This is a genomic window from uncultured Duncaniella sp. (assembly GCF_910577345.1).
In the GTDB taxonomy this organism is placed as follows: domain Bacteria; phylum Bacteroidota; class Bacteroidia; order Bacteroidales; family Muribaculaceae; genus Duncaniella.
The window spans coordinates 1-11,484 of record NZ_CAJTMT010000047.1; the positions used below are offsets into that span (position 1 = coordinate 1).

Consider the following 11,484-nt stretch of genomic DNA (forward strand, 5'->3'; position numbering starts at 1 on the left):
GGAGTGGCACGGGTGAAGGGGTGGCGCTGACGGACGGCAAGAATATGGGTCGGGGAGGTGACGATGCGGGCATTGGCTTTCCATGAGGCGAGGCGCACCCTTAGCACTCTCACAACGCTTTCCGGAAGCGAAATGAGCGTGCAGCCGTCCGGCCCGGTGCCAAGGGAGACTGCATCCGACAGTTCGTCGGGCACAAGGAATTCTGCCGGAGCCTCAAGGAGCAGCCGACGGTACCAACGGTTCATTTCCGCACGGTGGATGGCAGCGCTGTCTATGCCGTCGTTGCGTATGAACACGGCATCGTTGAGCGAGGGCATGTAGGCAGCGTGGAGCCGCCAGAGATCGAGCATTTGGGATGGAGAGAGGCGTAGTTTCATGTGGGGAGAAGGGATTAAAAAAGGATGAATGGAATGTGGGAGCGGAAATTTTCAGAGATGATAAGAGGATAAGGGAGCGGGGCGAAATGGGGAGGAAAAAGTGGGGGTTGGGATTGGTAATGGCAAAGTTAATATGGATGGGAGGCGGTTTTGGTGCGATAATGCAAACGGGGGATGTCTTTTTTTACTACTTTTGCAAAAAGTATCACCCCAAGGGTGCATATTTCCTACTTATCATATTCCAATGGACTCTATCACATTATTAAAAAATAAAGTACTTGACGGCGGAGAGCTGACCGAGGCCGAGGCAATGGGGCTTGCCGAGCTTTCCGACGAAGCCTACAAGCAGCTTCTCGAAGCCGCCACTGAAATCACCTCACGTTTCGGCAGCCGTGATTTCGACTCATGTTCAATCATCAATGCCCGCTCGGGGCGCTGTCCGGAAGACTGCAAATGGTGTGCGCAATCCGCTCACCACAAGACGAATGTCGAAACCTATCCGCTCGTCGACCGCGAGACCTGCATGGCACTCGCCGACTACAACCACAAGCGCGGAATCGGACGCTTCTCGCTCGTCACAAGCGGCAGGAAGGTCACCGGAAAAGCCCTCGATACCATCTGTGACTACTACCGCGAACTGTCCACCCGTGAAGGCATGGGACTCTGCGCGTCGATGGGTCTTCTCGATGCTGACGAACTGCGGAAGCTCCGCGAGGCCGGAGTCGAGCGCTACCACTGCAATCTGGAGAGCGCACCCTCCTACTTCCCGACACTCTGCTCGACCCACAGCATCGAAGACAAGATAAAGACCATCGAGGCTGCCCACGAGGTTGGCATGGAGGTCTGCAGCGGCGGCATCATTGGCATGGGGGAGACCATGAGCCAGCGCATTGAGTTCGCCTTGACACTCAAGCGTGTGCGTCCCGTCTCAATACCTATCAACATCCTCTGCCCCATCCCCGGAACACCGCTCGAAAACTCCGCTCCGCTCACCGAACGCGACATTCTCCAGACCATCGCCATATTCAGGATGCTTCATCCGAAAGCCGTGCTCCGCTTTGCCGGCGGACGTGCTCTCATCAGCCGCGACACCCAGCGCATGGCTCTGAAAATCGGTATCAACGGCGGCATCATGGGCGACCTTCTCACCACCATAGGCGCACAGATTGACGAAGACATAGAAATGGTCACCGGATGTGGCTATAACTTCAAGCGTAGCGAACAATGAACAGCAATCCGACTTCAATCAGCAAAGAACTGGAAACGCGCTACAGAGGACACCTGTCGCTCTGCGAGATAGACTATGCCGGGCAGCAGCGCCTCACCGAAGCCCGTGTGCTCATCGTCGGGACCGGCGGTCTGGGTAGCCCCGTGGCCCTCTATCTCACTGCCGCCGGTATCGGGACCATAGGTCTGCTCGACGCCGACATCGTGAGCCTCAGCAATCTGCAGCGTCAGGTCCTCCACTCCACCCCCGACATCGGCCATCTCAAAGTCGATTCGGCCTCGGAAAAACTGCGTCTGATTAACCCGGAGGTCAACATCGTCACCATACCCGAACTGTTTACCGAAAGGAATGCGGAAGAAATCATCAGTGGATACGACCTCATCATTGACTGCACCGACAACCTGCCCACACGTCTGCTAATCAACGACACTTGCATCATGCTCGGCAAGAAATTCGTATTCGGAGCTGTGTCGCGCTTCTCGGGCCAAGTGTTCAGCCATGTTCCCGGGAGCGCCTGCTACCGCTGCATTTTCGACCCCTCGGCCGTCTCCAGCGAGGCAGAACTCCCCTGCTCCATCAACGGAATCCTCAACACTGTGGTCGGAATCACCGGCACGATACAGGCCACCGAAGCCATCAAGCTTATTGTAGGGACGGGCGATCCACTCATCAACCGGATGCTTGCCTTCGATGCTCTGACAATGGCGTTCAACACGTTTGAAATCAACCCTATAGAAGACTGCTACTGTCAGCATGGTTAAGCATTTTTAACGACAGTATTAACGTTTTTAAAGGTTTTATGTCTACTTTTGCAGACAATTTCTACTGATGTCTAACATTTGAAGGTGTTTGACGGCAAAATCAAGCACTTTCTCAGTCTGATTAATCTTACTTATGAACACTATGTCTGCAAATATGCCCCGCGTTGAGATTGTGGGCAGTTTCCTCCCTCCCGAAGAACTCGAAAACGCGCTCAACGACAAGATACGCGGCAACATCAGCGAAGAAGCCTACCACGAAATGGAGGATAAGGTCATCGACCGCCTCATCGATCGTGAAATCGAAGCAGGATTGCAAATCGTGACCGACGGCGAGATGCGCCGCAAAAGCTGGGCCCGCGACTTCTGGGAAGGATTCAACGGCATGAGCCGCGAACGCATCGACACCGGCCGCGTGTATCAGGACGAAGTTGTCCGCCATGACCTTCTCCGCTTCAACGGAAAAATCGAGTTCAACCCCGCCCATCCCTTCTTCGAGAAATACAGCCACATGCAGGAGCTGACTGCCGGACGCGCTGAAGTGCGCCAGACAATCCCCTCACCCGGCGAGCTCTATGTCCGCATCCTCCTCAGCTCGAATGGCGACATTTCAAAACTTTACGATACACCCGAAACACTCCTCGACGACATAATCGCCGCCTACCGCGAGACCATCGCCGAATTCTATCGCCTCGGTTGCCGCCACATCCAGCTCGACACAGGCGTGTGGGGCCGTCTGAGCGATCCTGACTTCGACCGTCTGCTCCTCCTCGGAGGCGTGGATGCCGACAAGGTCACCGAAACCCTCCTCCACCTCATCAACGGCAGTATCGCAGACCGTCCCGATGACCTTGAAATCACTCTCAGCATCGCAGCCGACGAGACCCGCATCCCCCGCTGGTTTGACGAGAAGGAGCTGACCCATCTGCGCCTGATGCTTGAAGAGGTCAATGCCGACGCCTTCCTCCTCCCCTTCGCCATCTCATCGCCCGAGGACATTACCGCTCTCCGCTGGTTGCCGGAAGGCAAGCGCGCCATCATCGGCATTGTCGACGGTTCGCTCCCGAATCTTGAGAGCGTCGACGACATCGTCCGTGCCATCCGCGTGGCTGCCCGCTATGTTCCCGTCAGCCTCATCTCAATAAGCCCGACCTGCGGCTTCAAGGTCAGCGACCGCGAACGCCAGGGACTCAACTACGAGACCCAGTGGACAAAAATCGCCCTGCTCCGTCAGGCCGCCGAAAAATACGCCGAAGAGGCATAATGAAATCATGAAACGAATACATTTGTGCATGTGCCGCATGAGCGGTGCGGAGCAGAAGTTCATCGACGAAGCCTTTGCCGAGGAGTGGGTTGTCCCCCTCGGCCCGAATGTCGACGGCTTCGAGGAAGATCTTAAAAAGTATCTGACTGCCGGCGATCCGGCAAGCGAGGGAAAGGAGGTGGCAGCCCTCTCTGCAGGCACTGCGGCCATCCATCTTGCCCTCGTGCTCCTCGGAGTCGGAAAGGACGACGAGGTGATGTGTCAGAGCTTCACTTTCGCTGCATCGGCCAACCCTGTGGTCTATCAAGGCGCTCGTCCTGTCTTTGTCGACAGTGAGCCGGGGAGTTGGAACATGGACCCCGAACTGCTCGACAGTGCCATCGCCGACCGCGTCGAGAAAACCGGCCGTAAGCCGAAAGCCATCATCGCCGTGCATCTCTACGGTATGCCCGCGAGGATTGATGAAATCTGTGCCGTAGGCGAGAAATGGGGCATCCCCGTTGTCGAGGACGCAGCCGAAGCGCTCGGTTCAAGCTACCGCGGACGCAAATGCGGAACCTACGGCCACTTCGGCATCCTCAGCTTCAACGGCAACAAGATGATTACTACTTCCGGAGGCGGTGCCCTCATCTGTCCGGACATGGAAAGCAAGAAGCGTGCGGTGTTCTTCGCCACACAGGCGCGTGAACCCTTCCCCTACTATCAGCACGAGCATATCGGTTTCAACTACCGTCTGAGCAACATCAGTGCCGGAATCGGTCGCGGCCAGATGACGGTGCTCGACGAGCACATCGACCATCACCGCCGCCTCGCAGCCCTCTATCAGGAGCTTTTCGCAAATGTTGACGGCATCACATACCATGCCAACCCTTCGCCGGAGTCCGACAGCAACTATTGGCTTTCGACAATCGAGATTGACCCGGAAATCACCGGTTGCACTCCCGAAATGGTGCGTCAGCACCTCGCGAATCTCAATGTGGAGACCCGTCCGCTCTGGAAACCGATGCACCTGCAACCCGTATATGCCGACGCACCCGCATACGTCAACGGAGTCAGCGAACACCTCTTCGGCCGCGGACTCTGCCTCCCCTCGGGACCGTGGGTAACGCCCGAAGATGTAAAAATGATTGTGGATGAAATTACTTACCTGATTTCCTCCCAGTCAGCATCGCTGACCTGAGGCTCACGCGGCGTGTAGGACGAATCCTTGGCGGAAGTCGAACGGTATTCAGTCCTGACTTCAATTTCCTCGAATTCTATATATTCTCCCTCTTCACGGGAGAATATTTTTTTCTTCCTACCGGGGTAGCGGGGAGTCTCCCGACGCGCTCTGCGGGGATCCTGCGAGGCGTTGCGGCCTGCGTATGCCTGACCGGCTCCGAAAGGCTGTCCGCCCCCGAAGGCTTGATTGAACATATCGTTCACCTTCTCCGCATACTTACGGCGCGCGTAGCTCATCAGCAATGGCTTGATGAGAATCCAAAGAAGGTATATAATAAATATTGTAGCGAGAAATGTCAACATGTCTTCTTAACAATTGAAATAATTGGAGAGTTCTCTTGTAACGAAGGCTTTGTGCGTAAGGACCTTAACTCTCGACTGCGGTCTTTTTGCCTAAAAGTGAGATGAGGATGTAGAGGATGATGGTCCATGCGAATCCCGAAACCCCTTCGGTAATCACAAACAATACGGCTGCGGCGAGAACGACGTAGCGCCTGACGTTGTCGCGGAACGACAGATTGGCGAATTTCAGCGAGAACATCTTCAGTTCGCTCACCATCAGCAATGAAATCGCGAGGATGAGCACAATCATCATGGCGTTGCCGGGATAGGCGTGTGACTGTATCCACGCAAGTGTGCCTATCCAGAAAATAGCGTTAGCAGGGATGGGCAGACCTATGAACGATGTGGTCTGACGGGTATCGACATTGAATTTCGCGAGTCGGAGCGCACCCATGACGGCTATGAATATCGCGAAGGCCGCAACCCACATCGGAGCGCCGTAGATGCGCATGGCATTCATGACGAGGAAGGCCGGAGCCAGTCCGAAACTGACAAGGTCGCTGAGCGAATCCAGCTCTTTGCCCATCGGTGAATATGCATGGAGAAGACGGGCGGAAAGGCCGTCGCAGAAATCAAACACAGCCGCCGCACCGATAAAGATAAAGGCCCACTCCATGGCGGAGAGAGCGCCGGTGTCGAGGCCGAGGTTAAAAGCGAAAAACACCGCCGTGCATCCCGAGATGAGATTGAGGCAGGTGATTGTGTTCGGGATATATGTCTTAAGAGATTTCAATTGATGATCTTTCTTTAAATTTCTTGGGGGAGAGGATATATGTGTGTTATGTTTCTGTCAATCGTCCGGATTTTCGCGCAGACGTGCGATTTCAGTCACGCCGCCGGTTGTCTTGTCGCCGATTTTGACATAGATTTCAGCATCGAGGGGCAGATAGATGTCCACTCGCGAACCGAATTTGATGAAACCGAGATGGTCCTCGATATTTGCGGTATCGCCAGGTTCGGCGTATGTTACGATTCGGCGGGCAACAGCTCCTGCAATCTGGCGCACCACGATTTCCTGTCCGTTGGTAGCGCGGATGAGTATAGTCGAACGTTCGTTCTCTATACTTGCCTTGGGAAGATATGCACTGAGGAAACGGCCACGGTGGTGACGGACCATCAGCACTTCACCGTCAACCGGAAACCAGTTGGCGTGGACGTTGAACACTGTCATGAAAACCGAGAGCATCCTGACCCTGCGGCGCAACACTTCCGGCTCGAAGACCTCCTCAAGCGCAACCACCGTTCCGTCGACCGAGCTGACGACCACATTGTCGCGGTCACCCTTGAAGGTGCGGCGGGGGGAGCGGAAGAAATTCACGATAAGGAGATAGAGGACGGCCGAAATGGAGGAAAAGACAATCGGAATGACTGCGGGACGAATGAACATCCATGCCGACAGATTGATTACAATCATTATCAGCATGACCACTATAAGTATGTTGGTACCTTCGCGGTGAATCTTGACTTTCATTAGACTATCTTTACATCAGCGGAGGTGTGAGGCTTCCGCTGTGGCTCCCATTGTTTAAACTTCGGTTCTTAACTTAATTTGCAAAATTACTCAAAGTTTTCAACTTGACAAAGGATAGTGTTAAAAAAGCGGAGGCCGTTTTTTGGCCATATCTATCGGTTAACACATTTTAACCCATGCACTGTGCTTTATTTCATCTTTTTGCTTAATTTTGCTGTTGCAATTCGGTCACACCCTCCATGAATCACATCGGCGGCGTGAATCCGACGGGAGATTACATCACCTCGGCAATTCGATTCTCCTCTCCCGGAGTCTTGAAAGTGATGGGACGGCTCTTCTCCCTTCCAGATATTGGAAATCACTGTCATATCTGCGTCCCGTCTTGCAGAACTTTGTAAATCCCCGCTCCCGGTGGCTGTAAGCACACAGCGTCGGTCAGAGTGGGAAAAGTTCTATGCAATATGGCCGTCCGCAAACTCACCCATCAACCCAACATCCCGACTATTCCACAGAATTTCCATCCGTGACTGCGGATGGCTTGTTTCACATACCTGCGAAACAAGCCTGCGCGGCCACCGGTCACACATATCGCTACTTTCTATTAATACTATGAATCAAGACACCGGCGTCAACTGACGTTCCCGTCTGAGGAATGTCACAAAAAGAATCAGGACCGCTTAGCGTTGGAGCGGTCCTGTTTTTTTATTTATCCGAAGTTCACCCTGAGGAGCAGGTATCAGACATAGAATCTCTTTCTGACTGCACGGCTCACCGCTGTCAGATTTCCTGCGGTGATGAGCAGCACGATTCCTGCTCCTATGCCTATCGTGAGCCAGGGCGCTGTCGGGTCGACTCCGAGAGTCGAGAGCGGTTCGCGCCAATAGTGCGAGGCCGTGAGCATGGCGGCAAGAGCGACGAGAAGCACCGCGAAGTTGACACATATAATTATTATGTGATAATATCGTGCCACCTGACGGGGTGAATAGCCGAGCTGCATGAGCTGATTGATTTTCTCGCTGTTCTTCTGCAGAAGCAGATAGATGCTGAGCAGGAGTATGAAGAAGGCAAGCAGACTGATGACCAGTCCCACCGCAATCACCACCGATGTGACGAGCGATAGAAAATAGGCAGCCTTGCCGTTGGCCGCACGGTCGCCCGCTGTCTCGTAGTCATGCTCTTCGAGATAGCTCTCCACCTCCGGATCACCCGGCTTGTCGAACATCACAATCAGGCGCGACGGCAGTTCCGGGGCAGCAGACGAGAATTCCTTGTTGGCCCAGTCCATGAACTCTTCAGGGACTGCGATGGTGTTGAGGCGCGACGAGAAGCCAACAATACGGGCGTTGACCCACTCCTGACGGCCATTTCCGCTCAGCGAGAATTGCAGCGGAACCATACCTATCACTTCCTCCGACACCTGCGGCATTCCGCGTGAGGTTGCGAATCCGAAATTGTAGAGCGACAGATAATCCTTCGATATTATCACCGGCACAAATTCCGACTTCCCGGGCTCATAGTCCCATCCCTTCGGCGACACGTCAAAGAAATCATCGGGTATTGACTCTAAAAAGAGGTCGGAACCCATCGAACTGCCCCCGAAACTCACCTTGGCATACACGTTGAAGGCTGCGGAGTTGAAACGTCCCACTTTCCGTGCCCACGGACGCGAGGCTATGTCGACCAGTTCCTCCTCGCTGAAGCGCGTGGCATTTCCGCCTCCGCCCATCAGAGAACCGACACCGCTGACTTTTTTGGATATGATGATATAGTCCTCAGAAATGAACGAATCCTCATCGTCCCACACCGAGGTCACATCTCTGTAAAACTGTATGGCGGTCAAGACAATTGCGAGACCGACAAGATTGGCAAGCGCATAGCCCGCAATCTGACCGACACTTATATTGCGCCTCAAAAGACGCCAGACGATATTACTTTTCTTCGACATTCAATTGAAAAAATAACAAATTGCCTACCGGACCTATTATCAGCCCTATTAGCTCTATTTGGCTTATTAGGCCTATTAGCCCTATTAGCCTTAATCCTCAAAGCCTCATCAGCTTATACTCCGGCAATTGAATCTTATTGCCGACTGAGGTAGCGATGATTCCTGCACCCGTTTTCTTGGCCTCCTCATCAATGAGCGAGGCCACAGTCTGATTGTTGCGGCTATCGAGATGGCTGACAGGCTCGTCAATCAGAAGAAAATCGAATGGCTGACACAAAGCTCGGATTATTGCCACCCTCTGCTGCTGACCGACCGACAGTCTCCCGGCAGGCACATCAGCCTTGTGGGCGATTTCAAGCCGTTCGAGAAATTCTATGATTTCTTTTTCGCTTTTGTAGGAGGTCAGACGGTTCTTTATCCCGATATTCTCCATCACGGTAAGTTCCGGAAACAGACGCATCTCCTGCGGGAGATAGGCTATTCCTCTCCGGCGCAACTCACACCAACGGTCGATGCTGAAATATTTCACATCCTTACCGTCGATAAGGATGTAACCGTCGTAATCACGGCGCAATCCGTAGATATAGGAGCATAGCGACGATTTTCCCGTTCCGCTCTCAGCCTCTATCAGATAGTAGCGCCCGCGGCTGAAAACCACCTCCGGCTTCAGCCACAGTTCCGAGTCCTTGACAGGCGACTCATGTTCGCTCCCGAGAAAGACCCTCGGGAGCACATGCTGCATCGTGATTTCCTCTATCATACCAGAGCCTTGAGAATTGCCTGAAGTATGGGTGTCTCGCTGCCGTTGAGACTGAGTTCAGCCGTAGTGTTGTCGGAATTGAGCTGCACCTGAAGTTTGATGCCGAACTCAGGCATACGGGGACCGAATTCGCGGAGAGTCGGAAGATCAATTGAAAGTGCCCCCTCCTTGCCGTTGAAAACAGGAGCGAGGGAGTTCTGACGTGTCGGCTCGAAGGGAAGGTTGCTGACAGCAAAGTAACCGTCGACGTTGCCCATGTAAAGATTCATGCCATACTGCGGGACAATCATGATACCATCCTTCTCCTGACGGGGGCTGATACCTGCCATGAAGAGTGAACTGCGCACCATGCCCATGATGTCGTTGATTTTCTGCTGTGGCAGACGTACCATCATGACAAACTGCCAGTTGCCGGGTTCAAGGTCTGTGTAAGCCTCTGAATTTGCCGGACCGGCGGCAAGGAAAATCGTGCCGTCGATAGACTGGAGATAGGGTGTGACAGCCGAAAGCATGGCCTGCGACTGAAAGCCGCCGACAGCACCGACAAATTGGGTCAGTATGCTCCAGTCAAACTCCGGAGTGACACCTAAGCCGAAAGCGACGTTGAAATTCTCAGGAACATAGGCAAGCACTGCGGGATTGACTTTGGTAAGACCTTTGAACGCAACCTGAGTGCCGTCGGCCTGCATGAGCGAACTGTTGGCCACAAGCTTATTGTCCTTTACATCACAACTGACTGTCGCCCAGACAGCTTCGAGCTCCGGATTCTCACCCTTAGCTCCTTTTTTGCCTTTCTTATCCTTGGCGTTACCCTGACGGGCCACGACATTGAGAAGATTGTTACTTCCGAGAAGCTGCTCAAGACCGGTCATGGCTGACAGCGATGATTCCTTGGCCTCCTTGACAAGCGCCTCAACCTTACCGACAGCATCCGAAGCAGCCGCATCCGTACACCATACGCGTTCATCATCAAGCAGGACTGCCATGGCCCCGGCCTTTCCGCAAGTGAAATCACCCGTCTCATCAGCCCATTCGATTTGACCAGAGGAGGCCTCCTTGAACTTCGCGCGGTCATTCACAAGCATAGTCATGAAGAAATTGCCCTTTGCATCGACAGCCCAGGCTACATCATTCACATCACACGTCCCGGAAGCATCGAGTTTGCCGACAAGCTCAACAATATTCGTCAGTCTGTCCGGTGCCTGCATACCCTCCGGTGTTGTCCCGACACCGTTCTCAAACTTGCATCCGGCTTGTTCGAGAGCCGATTTCAGCTTGACGGTACCCGCCTGTTCAACAGTCGAGGGAATAGCATCAAGCAATTTATGCTCCTTCCCACACGAGGCCATAAGCACTCCTAAAATAACCACCGCCAGCATCGGCAGCGAAAAAATCTTTGATTTCATATCCTGTAATTTTTTTGATTTCACATACAATACAGATCAAATATCACCTTGATCATATCTTATCCTCTTGATTTGCAAACTTACAAACAAACACCCACTCCGCCAAGTTTCCATCAAAATTTATTTCGTCTAAAATATATGAATCTGAATTTATACGACAGGTGTCCGCAGGACACCGATTTCTGCGTAACCCCGTACATCGGAGCGCAGCATAGATGTGCGGGGGTGCAGGAGTGATTATAATGTCGTGTCCGGTAGGACACGGATTTACGGAGTGAGGGGTGATTTGTGTTATCCCGTCCGGAGTTGTAAATCGATGTCCTGTCGGACATCTTTTTCTGGTTACTGTTGCTGCCCCCGCACATCTACGCTACGCTCCGATGTACGGGGTTACGAGTAAATCAGTGTCCTGCGGACACTCCGGGCCGGATGGTAGCCCATCGCGGTTTGATTTGGGCTTGCCGGATGGCGGTTGGAAGGCTGCGAAGACCAAATGGAGATTCCATCACCAGCTTAAATAAAAACAACAAAAGTGATGGGTAGTTATATCGCAGCTAACACCTTGCCGGATGGCAACTTATAAGCTGCGGAGCAGCGATGCGGTGGTAGCCCCTCATCGAGCGAAAATGCAATGAAGCCCGCAGGGCGAAATTGTATTTTCGCGTTTACTCTGACCTGAGCAAACATTTGCCTCCGAAATTTATATAAAAGA

Annotated in this window: 11 protein-coding genes; 4 read left to right on the forward strand and 7 right to left on the reverse strand. The window is 53.2% G+C overall.

Annotated elements, in window-relative coordinates:
- Positions 1 to 377: hypothetical protein (locus QZ310_RS13070; RefSeq protein WP_297073588.1), on the reverse strand; the 377-nt coding region annotated here is incomplete at its 3' end.
- Between the two features lie 244 nt (positions 378 to 621).
- On the opposite strand from QZ310_RS13070, the gene bioB reads away from it, so the two are divergent.
- The 4 genes from bioB (at position 622) to QZ310_RS13090 (ending at position 4,807) form a co-directional block, all read left to right on the forward strand.
- A complete protein-coding gene (gene bioB, locus QZ310_RS13075) occupies positions 622 to 1,605 on the forward strand; it encodes a biotin synthase BioB (RefSeq protein ID WP_297073590.1) in 984 nt (327 codons plus the stop codon).
- Positions 1,602 to 2,366, forward strand: coding sequence for a HesA/MoeB/ThiF family protein (locus QZ310_RS13080; RefSeq protein WP_297073592.1), 765 nt, complete (start codon positions 1,602 to 1,604; stop codon positions 2,364 to 2,366). The genes bioB and QZ310_RS13080 overlap by 4 nt, the downstream gene beginning before the upstream one ends.
- Positions 2,367 to 2,508: 142 nt before the next feature.
- Entirely contained in the window at positions 2,509 to 3,627 is a 1,119-nt protein-coding gene (locus QZ310_RS13085) for a hypothetical protein (RefSeq protein WP_297073595.1), read from the forward strand.
- 4 nt (positions 3,628 to 3,631) lie between these two features.
- Complete coding sequence (locus QZ310_RS13090; protein WP_297073607.1) at positions 3,632 to 4,807, forward strand: DegT/DnrJ/EryC1/StrS family aminotransferase; 1,176 nt, start codon at positions 3,632 to 3,634, stop codon at positions 4,805 to 4,807.
- Here QZ310_RS13090 and QZ310_RS13095 read toward each other — a convergent pair.
- From QZ310_RS13095 to QZ310_RS13120, 6 genes are all read right to left on the reverse strand, one after another.
- The gene (locus QZ310_RS13095; RefSeq protein WP_297073597.1) at positions 4,771 to 5,151 is read right to left on the reverse strand and encodes a DUF4834 family protein; all 381 of its coding nucleotides are present in this window, start codon (positions 5,149 to 5,151) and stop codon (positions 4,771 to 4,773) included. The genes QZ310_RS13090 and QZ310_RS13095 overlap by 37 nt on opposite strands.
- A 64-nt stretch (positions 5,152 to 5,215) precedes the next feature.
- Complete coding sequence (gene pssA / locus QZ310_RS13100; RefSeq protein ID WP_297073599.1) at positions 5,216 to 5,923, reverse strand: CDP-diacylglycerol--serine O-phosphatidyltransferase; 708 nt, start codon at positions 5,921 to 5,923, stop codon at positions 5,216 to 5,218.
- 57 nt (positions 5,924 to 5,980) lie between these two features.
- A complete protein-coding gene (locus QZ310_RS13105; protein ID WP_297073601.1) occupies positions 5,981 to 6,661 on the reverse strand; it encodes a phosphatidylserine decarboxylase family protein in 681 nt (226 codons plus the stop codon).
- Positions 6,662 to 7,397: 736 nt separating this feature from the next.
- Complete coding sequence (locus QZ310_RS13110) at positions 7,398 to 8,606, reverse strand: FtsX-like permease family protein (protein WP_297073603.1); 1,209 nt, start codon at positions 8,604 to 8,606, stop codon at positions 7,398 to 7,400.
- Between the two features lie 97 nt (positions 8,607 to 8,703).
- Positions 8,704 to 9,366, reverse strand: a complete 663-nt coding sequence (locus QZ310_RS13115) for an ATP-binding cassette domain-containing protein (protein WP_366141989.1) — start codon at positions 9,364 to 9,366, stop codon at positions 8,704 to 8,706.
- Positions 9,363 to 10,772: a hypothetical protein gene (locus tag QZ310_RS13120; RefSeq protein ID WP_297073605.1), complete on the reverse strand. Its 1,410-nt coding sequence runs from the start codon at positions 10,770 to 10,772 to the stop codon at positions 9,363 to 9,365. The genes QZ310_RS13115 and QZ310_RS13120 overlap by 4 nt, the downstream gene beginning before the upstream one ends.
- Between the last annotated feature and the right edge of the window lie 712 nt (positions 10,773 to 11,484).